This is a genomic window from Bacillus sp. SD088 (assembly GCF_017355205.1).
Classification (GTDB): domain Bacteria; phylum Bacillota; class Bacilli; order Bacillales; family Bacillaceae_C; genus Lederbergia.
In genome coordinates this window covers 68,396-86,453 of sequence record NZ_JADIJK010000011.1, presented here as the reverse complement: position 1 = coordinate 86,453, position 18,058 = coordinate 68,396, and the positions used below count along the sequence as shown (strand labels likewise).

Genomic DNA, 18,058 nt, shown 5'->3' with positions numbered 1-18,058 from the left:
ACTAAAATCGCGACATCCTGTCGTTTCACCTGCCTAGTACGTCCTGTACGTCGCTACGCCTTTGTGACCAACATCTTGTTGGCCTGAACCAATCGGGCTTTTACGGGCAGTGTATTCCCCACCTATGCTTTTCCGTATTCTCTAAAGCCTTGAGGTGGGGGGATTACTGCCCGTTAATGCGGGATAAAGGAGCTTCATATGATTAAGAAATTATTACATTTATACCCTGATGCGATTACGAGTTTAAAACCTACTACCGATTCACAGCATATATGGTTAAAGGATGAACGCACAGATTCTTATATAGGGATTCCACATGCGCAATTAACAAAAGAAGAAATTACATTGCTTGCGACTCTCTTCCCATTGGGTCCTAGACAAGAATTAGTTCGGACTCCTATGGCGGAGAAATGGTATCAATTTTTAATCCATAATGGGAAAATTCCGGATTCCAAGGCAAAGAATATTCGTTTTATCCATTTTACTATTCCAAATATGCATGATGATTTTCAGTATAATGAATGGGAGGAAGCGACAAAAAGCCTCTTTTCTAACGAGGTAATCTTTGTCCCTATCAGCCATCATCATGGCGTTATCATTGAAGATCATCCAAAGTTCTCCATAACAGAGGAAGATTTATCCTCTGCCATTGAAGCATTAGAAAGTGATTTTTTTATCAAAATTCATTTTTATCTTGGCTTTTTTCAACCTGTTCATCATCAACTAAAACATCTGTTTGAATTAGAACAAAGATTGTTGGCTGTCTCATTATCGGATCACCCAGAAGAAAGAATTATGACACGAGAAAAAGTCATTCCGAATTATTCATATCTTAATCTTCCCGAACACGAGCGTCCTATCCTGTTTGCAGATGTTCACCAGATCTTATCAGATGATACTGATCTAACAAAAACGATTAAAACATATATTGAAAACCAAGCAAATGCTACTTCAACCGCCAAACAACTGTTTATGCATCGGAATAGCCTTCAATATCGAATTGACAAATTTATCGAGAAAACAGGCATCGATATCAAAACATTCCATGGCGCCTTCTTTACATACCTAGCCTGTCTCCATATGGACGCCTAGAGCCTAGAAAAGTGGAAGGCGTTTCGGTAGAGATGACAAGCAAATAATCCTAAACCGCCGAAGGTGAAATTTCCCTTTCGGCGGTTTAGGATTATTTAGCGGAACAGCAGTTAAAGGCTCGACGTCCTGTCAGATTGATTCGCAACCTGCAAGTCTCTCGTTCCTGTCGTCTGTAGCTGGGCAACATGACGAAGAATAAGTCGAGGTTGACTTATCATCTGCGGAGCTTTTTTCTATTAATGGGCATCTTGCCTAAAAAATGGATCGCGATTTTGTGCACCTTGTCCATAGCCTGCTGAAAGCGGATTCTGTACAATAAAAGTACATTAAATTTAGGGGGTTTTATCAATGGCTGAGTTACGTCTTGATGGTATTTATAAAGTTTATGATAATAAAGTCACAGCAGTATCTGATTTCAATCTTCATGTAGAAGATAAAGAATTTATCGTTTTCGTTGGACCTTCTGGTTGTGGTAAATCTACAACATTACGTATGATTGCTGGATTGGAAGAAATCTCACAAGGTGATTTCTACATTGATGATAAAAGAGTAAACGATGTCGCTCCTAAAGACCGCGATATTGCGATGGTATTCCAGAACTACGCTCTTTATCCACATATGACTGTATACGACAATATGGCATTTGGGTTGAAATTACGTAAAATGCCAAAGAAAGAAATCGAAGAACGTGTCAATAACGCTGCAAGAATTCTTGGTCTTGAAAGCTTCCTTGACCGTAAGCCGAAAGCACTTTCCGGTGGACAACGTCAGCGTGTGGCATTAGGACGTGCCATTGTACGGGATGCTAAAGTATTCCTAATGGACGAACCTTTATCTAACTTGGATGCGAAACTCCGTGTTCAAATGCGTGCGGAAATTGCAAAATTGCACCAAAGACTACAAACAACAACAATCTATGTTACTCATGACCAAACAGAAGCGATGACAATGGCGACTAGAATTGTTGTTATGAAAGACGGAGTAATCCAACAAGTAGGTAGTCCGAAAGAAGTTTATGACAATCCAGACAATATCTTTGTTGGTGGATTTATCGGATCACCTGCAATGAACTTCTTCAACGGGAAACTTGAAGAGGATGGTTTCAAGATTGATGGTGGAGAAAAAGTAGCTGTGCCAGAAGGCAAAATGAAAATGCTTCGTGAACAAGGTTATGTAGGGAAGGCCTTTGTAATGGGTGTACGCCCTGAAGACCTCCATGATGAGCCGGCATTCATTGAGGCATCACCAAATACAAAAATCACTATCAAAATTGATGTTTCTGAGCTTTTGGGAGCAGAAACAATGCTTTACTCTTCTATCGGTGAACAAGAATTTGTGGCAAAAATAGATGCAAGAACGATTGCGGAACCAGGGCAAACCATGGAACTTGCTTTAGATATGAATAAAGTCCATTTCTTCGATACAGAGACTGAACTAAGAATTCGATAAGCGAACAAAGTAAAAAAACCTACCAATTTGAAAAAATTGGTAGGTTTTTTTACTTGTTTATAGAAAATAATATTCTTAAAGCAAAGCCATCTCTTAATCAAGGACAATAACCGGGAAAAACTCTCTCTACAATGTATGAATAATTTTTAAACAACAAAACATAATAAAAAGGACAAAGAGACTTTCTCGCTGGGTCTTACCTCAGTAGGGCACCCATAAGTGTGCTGGTGCAATTCCAGCGGACCCAACCATACTATAATACACGACAAGGAGATGACAAAAGAAATGGCTAACAACAATTCAAACCAAATCTTAGTACCTGGTGCTGAGCAAGCAATTGACTCAATGAAAGTTGAAATTGCACAAGAGTTTGGTGTAAACCTTGGAGCAGAAACAACTTCTCGTGCTAACGGTTCTGTAGGTGGAGAAATCACAAAGCGCCTAGTATCTATGGCTCAACAACAACTTGGCGGCGGCTATAACAGCTAATAAAATTGAATATAATGGCTAAAGCCCCCGGATCCCGGGGGCTTTCCTATTAGGGATGATCTAGGCGCTTACGCTTTTGGTTTATAAATTAACCATTTTGCTTGGGTCGATCCACTCATCATATTGTTCTGCTGTTAAATAACCTGTTTTAATCGCTGCTTCTTTTAATGTAGTTCCTTCTTTAAAAGCTAATTTAGCGATTTCAGCTGCCTTCTCGTAGCCAATATGAGGATTTAATGCTGTTACTAACATAAGAGAGCGATTCACATTTTCCTCAATTACATCTAGATTAGGTTCTAAGCCTACGATACAATTTTCGTCAAAAGAAATCATACTATCTGCTAGAAGTCGTACAGACTGCAAGAAATTATAAATAATAACAGGTTTGAATACATTTAATTCAAAATTCCCCTGACTGGCCGCAAAGCCAATGGCTGCATCATTCCCCATTACTTGCGTTACAACCATTGTAATGGCTTCGCTTTGTGTAGGATTTACTTTTCCAGGCATAATGGAACTACCTGGTTCATTTGCTGGGATTGACAATTCACCAATTCCACTACGAGGTCCACTCGCCAACCAGCGAACGTCATTGGCAATCTTCATTAAATCAGCTGCTAAGCCTTTAACGGCACCGTGTACAAAAACAATTTCATCATGACTCGTCAATGCATGAAATTTATTATCTGATGAAACAAAAGAATAATTTGTTTGTTTGCTAAGTTGCTCAGCCACTAGATTTCCAAATGCTGGATCTGCATTAATCCCTGTTCCTACCGCAGTACCACCGATTGCAAGCTGTAGCAAATGCTCCACACTTTCCTTTAGCATCTTTCCGCTTTTTTCTAACATCGCACGCCAGCCACTAATTTCTTGCCCCAATGTTAAAGGGGTTGCATCTTGTAGATGGGTACGTCCAATTTTAATAATTTCCATATACGCTTGCTCTTTTTTCTGTAAGGTTGATGTAAGTTGATGTAGAGCTGGTATCAATAATTCATGGACCTCTTGATAAGCTGCCACATGCATGGCTGTTGGAAATGTATCATTGGAACTTTGTGACATATTGACATCATCATTAGGGTGAACGGTTTCTTCTGCCCCCTGCTCTGCTAATAATTCGTTCGCACGTCTAGCAACCACTTCATTCACGTTCATATTCGATTGTGTTCCGCTTCCAGTCTGCCACACAACTAGTGGGAAATGTTCGTCGAATTTCCCCTCAAGTACTTCGTCACAAGCCTGGCTAATTGCCACCTTTTTTGTGGAAGAAAGCTTGCCTAACTGATGATTCGCAATCGCTGCTGCCTTCTTAAGATGAGAAAAGGCTTTAATAACTTCCATAGAAACCTTTTCAGTACCAATTTTAAAGTTCTGTTTACTTCTTTGCGTTTGAGCACCCCAATACTTGTCATTTTGTACTTTAATTTCTCCTATTGTATCTTTCTCAATCCGATAATCCATATGTATAGCCTCCTATAATCTTTCATCATCTTCTCTATTTTCTCATAATCAACGTAATTTTTCATCTCCCTGCCTTTATATTTATCAATTAACCGAAATTCTCGTGACTTCAGTCATAAAAGGACCAAATAAAATATAAAAGGCGATCTAATCATCGAAAGTTCGTCTGATCAGATCACCCTTTAAATTCGTGTTCAAAAAGGAGGATAAAAAGGACCAAGTCTGCTAAGGCGCTGACGTCCTGTCAGCAACGCCGACACTAGTACATCCTGTACGTCGAAATTCGAGGCGGACTTGTACAGGATGTACTGAGTTCCGTGTTGCCTCACAGGATGTTGGTGGTTTTAACAGAAGACTCTTCCCCTGGTTTTCAAGCAGCGGAACGTATGCAGTTAATACGTGAGCGGCGGAAAAGCAAGCCAACGAGCTACCACAGGATGTGGTGACTTCGACGTTCGACACAGGACGTGTCGGTATTAGTCGAAGATCTTTTATCTCACAGCATCATTTTTACCGGACTTTTAGAACGTCCTCTTTAAGAATACTTTATTCTAATTGTTTAAGTTTGTTTTTTATTTTATCCTCTATTTCATTCCATTTCCCTTTTCCTTTATCCCATCTCTCCATCCACTTTTCTGCTTCTTTTGACATTTTATCATCAAAATCTTTTAATTTATCTTTAATAGAACGGTTATCCTTTTGATTTTGTTCTTCTATATGTTGATTGATCGATTTTGTTGCAAAATCATCATTTTCAATATGGGAAAGACTATTCGCCATTATACTGCGGAAAATAGGTGTGACCACATCACCACTTGACCCTTTTAAATAATGCTGTTCGTCGGTATAATCATATCCGAGCCACACTGCGCCGACTAAATTTGGTGTATAGCCGACAAACCACTGGTCCTTTGTGCCGTTTGGATCATAAGATACCTGTGTTGAACCTGTCTTTCCTGCTAGCTTGTAATCATCTATTTTGGCTTTTTGTCCTGTACCGGAATCAATAACGTTCAGTAACATAGAAGTCATCTCTTCTGCTGTAGAAGAATCCATTACTCGAGTTTTTTTCGGATGTACCTCGACTTCTACATTCCCTGTGGGACCCACAATCTTTGTAATAATATGACTTTGGATCCGTTGACCACCGTTGGCAAAAGCTGAATAAGCTTCAGCCATTTGCTTTGGTGAATAGCCTGTATCTGTGCCTCCAAGAGCCAGACTCAAATTCTTATCTTTTTCGGAAACAGAAAGCCCGAACTTTTGCAATGCTTCACTGCTCTTTTCTATTCCTAGCTCATTTAGTAACCAAACGGCAGGAACATTTAAAGAATCCTCCACAGCCTGATACATTGGAACTTCGCCTGCATACTGATGGTTTGCATTTTTTGGTTGATAACCATCAAAGGAAAGTGACTCTTCATCCTTCAAAATTGAATAAGCTGTGTAACCTGCTTCCAAAGCAGGTGTATAGACAGCTAAAGGCTTGATAGCAGATCCTGGTTGTGCTGTTAATTGAGTCGCACGATTATATCCACGAAAAGTATGCTCTCCTCGTCCACCTACTAACCCTCTTATTCCTCCAGTTTTTGGATCAAGTAAAACAGCACCACTCTGAGCTAAAGTTCCATCGCTGCTAACTGGAAATAGATCATCGTTCGCATAGACATTCTCTAATGATGATTGCAGATTTTGATCCATTTGTGTATAAATTTTATACCCTCTTGTTAGAATTTCATCTTGAGTAAGTCCGTATCGATAAATAGCTTCATTTAACACCGCATCAACATAATAAGGATATTTTCCTTTTAACGGATCATCCCCCTGATTATTCAATACGATTTTCTCATTTAGCGCCTGATTCATTTCTTCTTCAGTAATTACTCCATATTTTTCCATCTGTCTTAGAACAATATCGCGCCGCTCTAAGGATGCTTCCATGTTTTTATACGGATCTAATGCAGATGGACGGTTAATAATTCCTGCTAACATGGCAGCTTCACTAATCGTTATATTCCCTACATCTTTACCAAAATACGTTTTGGAGGCGTTTTGAACTCCCCAACCACCACTTCCAAAAAACACTTGGTTCATATACATTTCTAAAATTTCGTCTTTTGTAAAAGACTTTTCTAACTTTACAGCAAGAAAAATTTCCTCAATCTTTCGTTTATATGTTCTTTCAGGTGACAAAAGCGCGACCTTCGTTAATTGCTGTGTAATCGTACTTCCACCTGCTGTAATTCTGCCTGCTTTTAAATTTGAGAAAAAAGCTCGCATAATTCCTTTGACATCGAAACCGTTATGCTCACGAAAACGATGGTCTTCAATCGAGATGATCGCTCCCTGTAAATACTCTGGAACTTTGTCTATAGAGACACCTTCCATCCTATTTGCAGAGATCTTACTTGCTTCATCCTCATCTTTATCATAAATAATGGTGGATTGAGATAATCCTTGTTTTAAGGCTTCCACATTTGTTGTACTAGCGATCCACGCAAAATATCCCAAACCAAGTAAAACCACTAATGATATCGTTAAGATTAATATCTGATTTAAATGCGCTTTTTTCCAAAATCTTTTGATAGCCTGCATGATTGTTGTGATTAATTTCATAGCAATTTCACCACTTTTTCAAGATCATTAATCCAAATACACTATAATACTTTTATACAAGATAATCCACAATTTCTTACTTATTACTACATAATTTTACTACATTATTAGTGATCCTGCTGTTCTTTATTGAGAATGAATATAAAAGATTGTATGATAATATAATAAAGTGAAACTTCAATCAGTGGGGATTTTTCTTCATCCCCCACTGATTAGTAAGGATCAAAGGCTAAATTCGCAACATCCTATTGCAACGCCTTTGTGACCTGCGTTCTGCAGGCCTGAACAAATCGGGCTTTTACTGGCTGTTGATCGCCCACTTACAATTCTAGGTTTTTCCACAAATTCTTGAAGTGGAGGTCTTACAGCCAGTAAATGCGGGATAAATTAATGGATTTTTAGGTCCTATGATCGAATTTCATCGTTTCATTGGAAACTATTGGAAATTACAGAAGGATATTTATTGTCAATGCAGAACTTATAATAGAGAAGAGGTGAGAAAATGAGCCAAATAAAAGAAGACGTTTTATCCTCTATACAACTGGAGAAGAAGATTGTTTTGGCACATTGGAAAGAAAAACTTCTCAAGTCACCAGATAAAGTTTTTAATGAATGGATGGAAACTCATATAAAGTTAATGCTTGATATCTTCCTAAGTGCCTTTACATTATCCGAGAATGAAAAAGATGAATATCTGCAAGAAAAAGCTAAAGAACTTTCAAAGCATATTATCTATAAACCGAGTATTGTCCATTTTTTGGTACAGAATATTACGAGTTTAAAAACAGAATTGACAGCCATTATGTATAAGCTCTCCATTCAAGAAGAAAACCATTTTAGGTTTTATTATAAACTGTCTTCCATTATTGATACATTTATATTTTATTTGTTGAAACATCTAGCAGAATCGGAAAACTCTTTACATGCAGCTAAGAAGGACCATGAAGATCGATTAACACTTTTAGGACAAATGACAGCAAGCTTTGTTCATGAATTTCGCAATCCTTTAACAACGGTAGATGGCTTTGTACAATTACTTCGTTCTGATCGACCAGATCTTCCCTATTTAGATATTATCCAAGATGAATTAAGCGATTTAAAGGTAAAAATCACTCAGTTTCTCATGCTTTCTAAGAAAGAAAAAACTAATCAAAAAAAGGAGACTTTTTCCTTATCTGATCAGTTTGATCAAATTCTTTCCTTCATTTATCCAAAAATTTTAGAGTCTAATGTGCAACTAGATACAAATTTTAATGGGGCATTATACATAAATGGATATGCTGAAGAAATCAAACAAGTCCTTATTAATATTATTTTTAACGCTATAGAGGCGATGTCTCACCAAGTTCCCAAACCAATTATAAAAATAACGGGTTATCAAGAGCAACAACAAAATTTTATAAAAATCGCAAATTCCGGTCCAAAAATACCCGGAAATATCGTTGAAACCATTTTTGATCCTTTTTTCACTACCAAGGATTCTGGAACAGGGTTAGGGCTTTACGTATGTAAAGAAATTATTGACAAGCATCATGGTCATTTACTTTGCTCATCTGATGAAGACTGGACAGTCTTTACAGTGATTCTGCCTGCTTGGCAAGATCAAAATTAAGTGGAGAGAAGATTCTCTCCACTTTCCTGTTTCACAAACATAAAAGAAATACAGCTTTTACTTAATCATTACCTTCTATAACCAAGCTGCCCCAACGATAATCAACAGGATAAATAATACTACGATCAACGCAAAGCCACCGCCATAGCCGAAACCACCACCAGCTCCGCCAGCATATCCGCCGTAGCCGCCACAGCCGCCACCACATCCGAAGCCCATATTCTCACCTCCAGGTCAGAATTAAAGGGTGAATGATCACCCTTGCACCATATACTATTCAAAAGTTCTAAAAAATGTATGGACACTGCAAATCTTTTTTATTTTTATCAGTATTTATTTTGCTAAGCTCTTAACATTAAAATCACTTGTCTTAGCAGAAAAGACCTCAGATTGCGTGTACTGAGGTCCCACTAACAAAAACATTATATGGAAGGACTAGAAATTATTTGAGTCCACTTTTTAATCTTTCTAATAGGAAATGATTTGCCTGTAAAAGTACAATTACTTAGAGATATACTTTATCACCTTAGCGTTAGAACAGGCTTTCAAATCTTTTTCGGTCTGCTTAAACCACTCTAAATGTTTAGACATAGTTTTAATTTCGATAACATCGATTTCAGCCCGAATCGATAAATTTTTATCCGATTTATTCTTCCGCATATCGGATATCACTTCTTTAATCGCTTCTCCGAACTCTAGAAAATCATCGTTTAAGTGTTCACTTTTTCCCATTTCAAAAGATGAATAGATGCAGTTTTTTCGTGCTGTTTGAAAAATTGCTGATATATATATTCGGTGATATGCGGAATATATATAGCATACATTTTCAGGATATTCAGCAATGAATAATAAAGCGCATACTGACCTGAACGCCTTTCAACATATCCATGAAGCTCCGGCTTATATAATCGGGACTTGACGATTTCTATATAATTATCGCAAAAGTCTTTCCAGAACAATTCATCCAATTCGTGTCTTGCCGATCCGATTTCATATTCGTTCAACCATACGGCAGCCTTTTTAATCGTTTCATTCGTACGTTCGACTATCCATCTATCCACCGGCAAAAGCTGAGGTCTCTCCGATAAATCAATGTCTTGCAAATGAGAAATGGCAAACTTGGAAGCATTCCACAGCTTCGTAATAAACCGTTTGGCAATCGTAAGCTCGTCGATAGCCAAAAGGTATCGGTTCCGAGACGCGCGTTGGCTGACCAATAGCGCAAAACATCTGCAGAATGAGCGGCAACTAGTGCTTCTGGTTCCATCTCAGAATTTTCTTTTGACTTGCTGATCTTTTCTCCCTTCTTAGCGAGAACAAATCCATTTATCATTAAGTCTTTCCATGGAATATCTCCTGTATGATACAGGCTTCTGACGATAGTATAAAAAGTCCATGTCCGTATGATTTCATGAGCATGCGTTCTCATGCCCATTGGAGTTAGTTTAAGACCAAGCCTCTCATGGATCTGCGGCGTTAGGGATGACGTTGCCCATGTGTCGAATACGGCACTTTCGGGAGTAAATTCCGTGCATCCGCAGCCACATGTACCCTTGTATGGGGTTTCGAGCGGATTGACGGGAAGTTGTTCGACTTTTGCGAAACTAGCTTTTCCGCAATGATTGCAATACCAAACTGGAAAAGGAACGCCGAAATAGCGTTGACGAGAAATGCACCAGTCCCACTTCAAATTTTCAACCCATGCAATATAGCGATTTTTCATGTAGGCGGGATACCAATTTATTTGGTTTGCTGCATCCAGAAACCGCTCTTTTTCAGATAAAATATCGATATACCATTGCCTTGACGGGATGATTTCGATTTCTTTTCTGCAGCGTTCATGAACTGCAACAGTGTGTACTATATTCTCAGATTTCTGCAGCAGATTGGATTCATCAAGCAATCGAATAATTTCTTTTCTGGCGGCATGGACCGTAAGTTCACCGATATAGGGAACATCCTTATCAAGAGTACCGTCAGCCAAAATTACCTTTCGATATGGCAGAGCGTGTTCAGCATACCACTTGGCATCGGAGCTATCACCGAATGTTGCGCACATAACAACCCCGGTGCCTTTATCCATTCCAACCATATCATCCGCCAGTATCGGCACTTCATAGTCGTAAAGCGGTACCTGAGCATTTTTCCCAATATGTGATGTATATCGTTCGTCATCAGGATGAACGAATAAGCAAACGCATCCATATAATAGTTCAGGGCGTGTTGTTGCAACATAAAGCGGATTTCCTTCAACCATAAAGGGAATATAGATAAAGGTCGATTCATTATCAACTGTATCAAGCTCGGCCTGAGCGATGGAAGTTTGACATTCGGTACACCAAAGCACAGGAGATTCTTTCACATATGTCTTTTCTTTTTGGACAAGCTCTAGAAATAATAATTGTGATATTTTTCTAACGTCATCGTCTATCGTTTCATATTGCGTGGACCAATCAACCGAAAATCCCATTGTTCTCCAGAAATTTTTAAATTCTGTTTCATAATTTTTGGTTGTCTGTTTGCATTTATTAATAAATGCACTCCGGGAAAAATCTTTTGCCCGTATACCTTCGTCGCGTTCAACCAAACGTTCGGTCGGTAATCCATTATCATCAAAGCCAAAGGGATAAAATACATTATAGCCCTGCATCCTGCGAAACCGTGCAATCATTTCAGCCTGTGTGTAAGAGAACAAGTGCCCGACATGCAAGTTTCCGCTAACTGTCGGCGGCGGAGTATCAATCGAGTATATCTCCCCTTGTGCATCTGGATCGAACTTGTAAATTTGTTCTTCTTCCCAAAACTCCTGCATTTGTTTTTCTATCTGAGCAAAATTATAGCGCTTTTCCATTTGAATACCTCCAAAATTAGTGATTGAACACAATAAAGAACGCCCCAAAGCAATTTCCATTGCTCTGGGGCGAACATTGCGTCCGTGGTACCACCCAAATTCAGAGAATATTCTCTGCACTCTACCGATGCGGGATAGTTCATAAATATCCGATATCGTTTTCCTGTGACGGCGGAAATCCCGTTGAAGTCTACTAAGAAATATCTTTCCGTTCGGTTCACAGCTCAGAGGCTACTTCCATACTATCTTCACGAAGGTTTACACCATCCACCTTCTTTCTATGCATCAGATAAGTATGTACTCCTCCTCGTCAATGCCTTTATTGTATTCAATTTCCATTAGTATACACTAAAGCAAAAAAAAATCAACGACTACCATAAAAATGTCAAGTGTTCCCATTACTTAAAGTTTTAAAAAATGAGCTGACAGTTGGGAACCGTCAGCTCAATCAATTAAGAATCTATTTTTAATCCTTTCAACGCTTCTGCTAATGCATTATTTATTGGTTCAGCTTCTTTTTGTTGTTCCTTCATGTATTTTTGGACACTACGCTTATCCATTTTTCCACTACCTTCTTTTTTACGTCTCGCTTCAAAAGCAGATAGTTTCTCGCGATATCCACATTTACATGCGAAAAGTTGGCCTTTACCTTCACCACGAAGTTCCATTTTCTTTTTACATTGAGGGCAGCGTGCATTAGTTAAGCGTGAGACATTCTTTTTATAACCACATTCACGATCTTGGCAGACAAGCATTTTTCCTTTCTTACCGTTTACTTCAAGCATAGGTTTTCCGCAGTCCGGGCATGCTTTTGTTGAAATATTGTCGTGTTTGTATTTTCTACTACTTGCTTTAATTTCAGCAACAATTTCTTTTGTATGTTCTTTCATTTCATTTATAAAAACATCTTTTTTGAGTCTACCTTTAGCAATTAGCTCAAGTTTTTGTTCCCACTCAGCAGTTGTCGCTGGCGATTTTAATTCTTCTGGTACTAAATCCAGTAGTTGGCGACCTTTAGAAGTGATAAAGATTTCTTTTCCACCACGTTTTTCGATTAGGAATGAATTGAATAATTTATCAATAATATCAGCTCGAGTTGCAACAGTACCAAGTCCACCAGTCGATTTTAACGTATTTACTAGTTCCTTATTGTTTGTTTCCATGTACTTTGTAGGATTTTCCATGGCTGATAGTAAAGCAGCCTCTGTAAAACGTGCAGGGGGAGTTGTCTGTCCAGCCGTTTGAGCGATTAACTTTGTATTTAATACATAATCCTCTACAAGACGAGGTAATAATTGCTCTTTTACATCATCCGTTGATTCTTCATCATCGAATCGGTTTTCGTAAACTTCTTTCCAACCAGCATTAGATACCGTTTTTCCTTTGGCAATGAATTTTTCATCACCGATTTTTGCTTGAACTATTAATTGTTCATATTCAAAAGCCGGGAATAATACGGCTAAGAAACGCTTTACAACAAGGTCATATATTTTACGCTCTTTATCTGTAAATGCTGAGAAATTCACATAACCTTCGGTTGGAATGATAGCATGATGATCATTTACTTTTCCATCATCTACAAAGGCTTTTGATGCTTTTATTGGCTTTGCTAGTATTTTATAAGCAAGTGGACGATATTCATTTACACCACACGCTTTTAAACGCTCTGGAATCGTACTAACAATGTCGGAAGATAAATAACGTGAGTCTGTACGAGGATATGTTAACACTTTATGTTGCTCGTACAGTTTTTGCATGATATTTAGCGTTTCTTTAGCTGAGTAACCAAAGATTTTATTTGCATCACGTTGTAACTCTGTTAAATCGTATAGAGCAGGTGAAAATGTCTTTTTTGCTTTCCGGTCAATAGAAACAACAGTTGCATCTTTACCTTCAAGTGATTTAACGATTGCATCAACTTTTTCTTTATTAAAGCTACGACTATTCCCTTTTGCATCTTGCCACGTTAATTTAAGCCCATCTGTTTGAGCTTCAATTCCATAATACGTTTGTGGTTTGAAATTCTTTATTTCTTCTTCTCGTGCTTCGACCATTGCAACTGTTGGTGTTTGCACACGTCCACAGTTTAATTGTGCATTATATTTTGTTGTTAAGGCACGAGTTGCATTTAACCCTATATACCAATCTGCCTCCGAACGCGCTACTGCTGAAGCATACAGATTTTCATAACCTTTACCAGGCTTTAAGTTATTGAATCCATCTTTTATTGCTTTGTCTGTTACAGAGGAAATCCACAGACGTTTGACAGGCTTATGAACTTTTGCTTTTTTAATTATCCAACGTGCAACTAGTTCTCCTTCTCTCCCCGCATCAGTAGCCACAATTATTTCATTCACATCACTGCGATTTAGCTGTGCTTTTACAGCATTAAATTGCTTTCCGGTTTGTTTCATGATAACTAATTTCATGCGTTCCGGAAGCATAGGAAGATCTTCTAAATTCCATTTCTTATATTTAACATCATATATCTCAGGATCTGCTAAAGTTACTAAATGCCCTAGCGCCCAAGTAACGATATATTTGTTGCCTTCTAGAAATCCATTTCCTTTTTTACTACACTTCAATACATTTGCTATATCGCGTGCAACGGAGGGTTTCTCTGCAATTACTACACTTTTTGCCATTTTTTCGAACTCCTTTACTAACTATGTACAATCTAATATAACATAGTTTTAGGGAGAAAATGTGTTTCTATATTTGACTAAAGCTTAATCCATTTTTAAATTCACGTAGAAGATATTTCATATTGACTCTTATATTTGAAATAGATATGCCCCATCTTCATAGGTTATTTGTTCAAAAAAGGGGTGTCAAAGCACCCCCGAATGGAACCATATTGTCCGAGCGTTCAAAATGCACTGAGTTAAGGAACTTTAATTCAAGTAATTATACAGGAAGATGTTCAAGCAGATTTCTTCCAGCGAAGCCTTTTACATCATCCTCAGAATAATATTTCAATAATTCGTTAATAAGGTTTTGATGGGTCGAAGCATTTTCTAACCCGACGATATATTCATCGATTCCATCAAAGTCAGAACCTAAACCAATTTGCTTGATGCCACCTAAGGAGCAAAAATGCTCGATATGCCGAAGTAAATCAGTGATCGTCGCTTGCCCAGTACTAGATGTAAAAAGCGGATGATAAACAACATGAATCAGTCCGTTTTTTTGAAACAAAGCCAAGGCTTGTTGATCAGTTAAATTTCTAGGATGAGGGCAAATCGCCTTGGAATTCGAATGGCTCGCAATCGGATAATCTGCGAGCTCCATTAATTCCCAGAACCCTTTCTCAGCTAAATGTGACACATCCGTAAATAGTTTATAGCGATTGTTTAAAGCAATAATTTCCTTTCCAAAGGAAGTTAATCCAGCACCTCTTGCTTCTCCCACTCCATCAGCAGCTAAGTTTGCATAATTCCATGTTAGTCCAACCGATCGAACCCCTAATTGATAGAGAATTCTAAGCTTCTGTACATCATTTCCAATGCAATCTACCCCTTCAAGCGTAAGGATCGCCCCGATTTCATTGGGGTTTAATGAGTTAATGGAGGACCAGTCTTTAATCTGCTTCATTTCCGGATTTTTTTCAAGTACCTCTGTAAAGAAATAATCGACTTGATCAAGAGCAGCTTGAAACTGATCCTCTGCCTTAATCTCGGGAGGAATAAAGATTGCAAAAAACTGAATTTTAACTTCACCTTTTTTCAGTCGTTGCAAATTTGTATCCAATTCTTCACTATCTTGAAAAGATATTGCCCCCTTTCTTTCCCAGATTTTTAATAATGCATCACAATGTAAATCAATAACATTCATCTCAGGCACCTCCGTACCATCAAAATACAGTTTTTCTTCTTCTCTAAATAAAACACACCTAACAAGGTGTGTTCAAATTTAAAGTACATTTAAAAAAGAGAAAATCGCAACTATGCTTAACATCCGACTTGTGTTGACTTCTGCTTTTCCCACACGGCGCGTGCGACACTGCAGAAGATACTATTTTCACTGGACTTTTTGAACATTAAAGAAACTTTCTTTGAATATTCCTGCCGTTATAACTAAATAATACAGAACGTTCTTCGACAACGCTTTCCATATGAACGGGCCTTCCCCATAGTTGATGTATATATGGTAGGACTTTTTCTAAATAATTTAAATCTAGCTCAACCTCTTCGTACCAATGCTTTAAATACAATTCTCCGTTCTTTAAGTAATCACCGTCATTCACCGTAATATAGGGAAAACCGCCATTTACTCTCATATTAACAAGCTGATCCCGAACCTCTGTCCAGTCTTTATCTACAACTTTATAGTCGCGACCGCGCTTTTGAAATAAGTACATATCTTCCCGATATACTAAATCTTTCGTTAAATAATTTCGGATAAATGAAATATCTGATTCAATCTCGCGTACTTCAAAAATTTTCTCACGTCCGGACTTTTCTTTAACTCCTTGCTCTTTTAACTTTTTATCAGGATGGTCCCAACGTTCCTCAATATCTTCAAAGATCTTTAACCCTAAATAATAAGGATTGATATTTGTTTTCGAAGGTTGGATGACACTTGCGTTTAATTTGGCAAATTCAACCGCTTCATCGCTGGTTAAGTCTAACTCTCTTAAGATCCGTTGATGCCAATAAGAAGCCCATCCTTCATTCATAATTTTCGTTTCTAATTGGGGCCAGAAATAAAGCATTTCTTCCCTCACCATCGTCATGATGTCGCGTTGCCAATCTTCTAGCTCCCGACTATATTGTTCGATAAAGAGCATAATGTCTTTCTCAGGCTGTGGAGGAAAGGACTTTTTTACTTTTTTTCTTCTTTCCTGTTTCTGATCCCCTTCATCTAATGACCAAAGATCATCATATTCTGTTGTTTGTCTAGCATTTTCTTCCCTCTCTGTATCCTCAGCTTGCCAATCTAATTTTGGGCGAAGCAGCGAAGGATCAATATGCTCTTCAATCGAGAGAACAGCATCTAGAAAATCCTCTACCTCCCTTTTACCGTGTTCAATTTCATACTGCCGCACACGTTCAGCGGTTGCAGCCATACTTTCAACCATATCACGCTTAGTATTTTGAAAGCGAGCATTGTTTTTAAAAAAATCACAATGTGCCAATACATGTGCAACAATTAATTTATTCTGAATCAGCGAATTTGTATCAAGTAAAAAGGCATAACATGGATTGGAATTAATTACAAGCTCATAAATTTTACTTAACCCCAGATCATACTGAAGCTTCATCTTAAAAAATTGCTTCCCAAAGCTCCAATGAGAAAACCTTGTAGGCATTCCGTACGCACCAAATGTATAAATAATTTCTGCTGGACAAATTTCATAGCGCATCGGATAAAAATCAAGGCCAAATCCTTCGGCAATTTCCGTAATTTCACTTATGGCATATTCCAATGCCTTTGATTCTGATTTCATTGCGGTCCCTCCCTTACACAATTGTATGAAAAAAAAGGGGATTTCATGAAAGGGAACCAGCATAATTCCTCTTTTTCAAATGAATATATAAGCAAAATAAAAATAGTGGAAATGCACTGCAATTGACAACATTTACAATGGAAGGCTCAAGACTTGATGGCTAATAATATAAATACTCCAAAAGGAGGGTTTCTAATGGACATAGTGGATTACGATCGAGCTTTGTATTACACCCATCGTTCCGAATGGGACAATTTATTGGTGCTGATGGTTCGAACGAAAGATCAAATTTTGTCCAAAAAAATAGAGTATTTTTTGCATGCGTATCAATTTTCAAAAGATTATTCAGTCATTGAACGTAAATTATACGCATTGCTTCGCTATATTGATCATGCAAACGAAGTTGCTAGCTCTGTACCACAGCAAGAAAATGAGCATGTGATTCAGGTTTAAAAAGAATAGCTGTTCGGCAAAAATCCGAACAGCTATTCTTTAGATGTAATAAGAAATTGACTCATGCTCACGTACATTTTTAGCTCATCTACCATTTTAGCCAATACTTGCCGGGAACTCTCCAATACACTTCCATCCTTGTAATCAAAGCAATCAGGATCAAGAATGATTTGTCTAGGAATAACATTCGCATAAAATCCACGCATAACCGTCCTCATGTTATTCAAACAATTCATCCCACCTTTTCCACCACCAGCTGTTGCTAAAAGGGCAGTAGGTTTATGAATTAATTCTTCCCTTGTAAGATAATCAAGCGTATTTTTCAATGCACCACTCATTCCACCATGATATTCTGGGGATATTAAAATAATACCCTCCGCCTCTTTCACTTTCTTCTTGAAAGAGACAACGTTAGGTAATTCCCATTGTTCTTGTTCACCTGTTAATAAAGGTAATTGAATTTCACTAATATCAATATAGGGAATTTGGAATTCTTTCGCAATAAAACGAGTAAGCCATTCGGTTCTTCCACCTTTTGGCATCCCTCCGTTAATTGTTAATACATTCATTTCTATTCTCTCCT

At 37.9% G+C, this 18,058-nt stretch carries 14 protein-coding genes and 1 other annotated feature; of the genes, 5 read left to right on the top strand and 9 right to left on the bottom strand.

What is annotated here, in order from left to right; genetic code table 11:
• Nucleotides 1-198: 198 nt before the first annotated feature.
• The 3 genes from IPU53_RS11380 (at nucleotide 199) to IPU53_RS11370 (ending at nucleotide 3,030) form a co-directional block, all read left to right on the top strand.
• Nucleotides 199-1,092, top strand: a complete 894-nt coding sequence (locus tag IPU53_RS11380) for a PucR family transcriptional regulator (protein ID WP_207450800.1) — start codon at nucleotides 199-201, stop codon at nucleotides 1,090-1,092.
• A gap of 348 nt (nucleotides 1,093-1,440) precedes the next feature.
• Entirely contained in the window at nucleotides 1,441-2,541 is a 1,101-nt protein-coding gene (locus IPU53_RS11375) for an ABC transporter ATP-binding protein (protein WP_207450798.1), read from the top strand.
• Between the two features lie 285 nt (nucleotides 2,542-2,826).
• A complete protein-coding gene (locus IPU53_RS11370) occupies nucleotides 2,827-3,030 on the top strand; it encodes an alpha/beta-type small acid-soluble spore protein (RefSeq protein ID WP_207450796.1) in 204 nt (67 codons plus the stop codon).
• Between the two features lie 81 nt (nucleotides 3,031-3,111).
• Here IPU53_RS11370 and fumC read toward each other — a convergent pair whose 3' ends face one another.
• Together fumC and IPU53_RS11360 are read right to left on the bottom strand one after the other, a co-directional pair.
• Nucleotides 3,112-4,494 (bottom strand): class II fumarate hydratase, encoded by a 1,383-nt coding sequence (gene fumC, locus IPU53_RS11365; protein ID WP_207450794.1) that lies wholly within the window; start codon nucleotides 4,492-4,494, stop codon nucleotides 3,112-3,114.
• Between the two features lie 546 nt (nucleotides 4,495-5,040).
• Nucleotides 5,041-7,110: a transglycosylase domain-containing protein gene (locus IPU53_RS11360; RefSeq protein WP_207450792.1), complete on the bottom strand. Its 2,070-nt coding sequence runs from the start codon at nucleotides 7,108-7,110 to the stop codon at nucleotides 5,041-5,043.
• Nucleotides 7,111-7,612: 502 nt separating this feature from the next.
• On the opposite strand from IPU53_RS11360, the gene IPU53_RS11355 reads away from it, so the two are divergent.
• Entirely contained in the window at nucleotides 7,613-8,722 is a 1,110-nt protein-coding gene (locus tag IPU53_RS11355; RefSeq protein ID WP_207450790.1) for a sensor histidine kinase, read from the top strand.
• Nucleotides 8,723-8,797: 75 nt separating this feature from the next.
• Here IPU53_RS11355 and IPU53_RS11350 read toward each other — a convergent pair whose 3' ends face one another.
• The 6 genes from IPU53_RS11350 to IPU53_RS11325 all read right to left on the bottom strand — a co-directional run bounded on the left by IPU53_RS11350 (nucleotide 8,798) and on the right by IPU53_RS11325 (nucleotide 17,022).
• Nucleotides 8,798-8,941 (bottom strand): YjcZ family sporulation protein, encoded by a 144-nt coding sequence (locus tag IPU53_RS11350; RefSeq protein ID WP_207450788.1) that lies wholly within the window; start codon nucleotides 8,939-8,941, stop codon nucleotides 8,798-8,800.
• Between the two features lie 491 nt (nucleotides 8,942-9,432).
• Nucleotides 9,433-9,783 (bottom strand): class I tRNA ligase family protein, encoded by a 351-nt coding sequence (locus IPU53_RS11345; RefSeq protein WP_313886478.1) that lies wholly within the window; start codon nucleotides 9,781-9,783, stop codon nucleotides 9,433-9,435.
• The gene (locus IPU53_RS11340) at nucleotides 9,768-11,573 is read right to left on the bottom strand and encodes a valine--tRNA ligase (RefSeq protein WP_207450783.1); all 1,806 of its coding nucleotides are present in this window, start codon (nucleotides 11,571-11,573) and stop codon (nucleotides 9,768-9,770) included. The genes IPU53_RS11345 and IPU53_RS11340 overlap by 16 nt, the downstream gene beginning before the upstream one ends.
• A gap of 62 nt (nucleotides 11,574-11,635) precedes the next feature.
• Nucleotides 11,636-11,896: a binding site (T-box leader), on the bottom strand.
• Nucleotides 11,897-12,025: 129 nt separating this feature from the next.
• A complete protein-coding gene (locus IPU53_RS11335; protein ID WP_207450781.1) occupies nucleotides 12,026-14,218 on the bottom strand; it encodes a DNA topoisomerase III in 2,193 nt (730 codons plus the stop codon).
• A gap of 262 nt (nucleotides 14,219-14,480) precedes the next feature.
• The gene (locus tag IPU53_RS11330; protein ID WP_207450779.1) at nucleotides 14,481-15,407 is read right to left on the bottom strand and encodes a dipeptidase; all 927 of its coding nucleotides are present in this window, start codon (nucleotides 15,405-15,407) and stop codon (nucleotides 14,481-14,483) included.
• Nucleotides 15,408-15,612: 205 nt separating this feature from the next.
• On the bottom strand, nucleotides 15,613-17,022 hold the full coding sequence (locus IPU53_RS11325) for a SpoVR family protein (protein ID WP_207450777.1): 1,410 nt from the start codon (nucleotides 17,020-17,022) through the stop codon (nucleotides 15,613-15,615).
• A 195-nt stretch (nucleotides 17,023-17,217) separates the two neighbouring features.
• On the opposite strand from IPU53_RS11325, the gene IPU53_RS11320 reads away from it, so the two are divergent.
• Nucleotides 17,218-17,475, top strand: a complete 258-nt coding sequence (locus tag IPU53_RS11320) for a YhdB family protein (protein ID WP_207450775.1) — start codon at nucleotides 17,218-17,220, stop codon at nucleotides 17,473-17,475.
• Nucleotides 17,476-17,507: 32 nt separating this feature from the next.
• On the opposite strand, the gene IPU53_RS11315 is transcribed toward IPU53_RS11320, so the two are convergent.
• Nucleotides 17,508-18,044: an NADPH-dependent FMN reductase gene (locus tag IPU53_RS11315; protein WP_207450773.1), complete on the bottom strand. Its 537-nt coding sequence runs from the start codon at nucleotides 18,042-18,044 to the stop codon at nucleotides 17,508-17,510.
• Between the last annotated feature and the right edge of the window lie 14 nt (nucleotides 18,045-18,058).